This is a genomic window from Helicobacter didelphidarum, from assembly GCF_003364195.1.
Lineage (GTDB): Bacteria > Campylobacterota > Campylobacteria > Campylobacterales > Helicobacteraceae > Helicobacter_A > Helicobacter_A didelphidarum.
Window position 1 is genome coordinate 1 of the sequence record NZ_NXLQ01000196.1, and the last position, 546, is coordinate 546.

The following is a 546-nucleotide window of genomic DNA, read 5'->3' on the forward strand; positions in this document are numbered from 1 at the left end:
AATGGATATTGATGGTTGGAGAGATGCAGGTGGTCATACGACTTTATGGAATGGAGCTATAAAGCAGTTTGAAGATTCTATACTCAATCAAACAAATTATTTAAATGGAAACTATGATGTATTAGATTTTCAATTTTGGGAGTTAAAATGAAAAAGTTAATTATCACAATACTCTTAGTTTTTTCTTTATATGCAGAGGAGCAAGATGCAAATTTTATGGATCATTACAGAAAGGTAACAGAATTGGGTTGGCTAGGCTTGTATTATTGTATAGGAGTATATGATGAAGAAGAGATTAAAAAAGAGCTTCATTACTTATCGCTTGACCCCACTAATAGAAAAGTAAAAATAATGGATGCAAAGGCTGCATTTAATGAGTTAAAAGATTATATTGAAAGTGAGAAAAAATTTTATAATATTCACAAAGAAAACCCAGAATTGATAAATTTTAAGGGCTGTATGGGAATGTTTTATTATGGCACTGGTTATGGTTCAGGCTATAATACACAAGTCGAGCGCATAGTGAAAAAATACTGCAAGGAATGT

At 31.1% G+C, this 546-nt stretch carries 1 protein-coding gene; it reads left to right on the forward strand.

What is annotated here, in order from left to right; all coding sequences use genetic code 11:
- Positions 1 to 147: 147 nt before the first annotated feature.
- On the forward strand, positions 148 to 546 hold a 399-nt coding region (locus CQA53_RS11910), incomplete at its 3' end, for a hypothetical protein (RefSeq protein WP_245945925.1).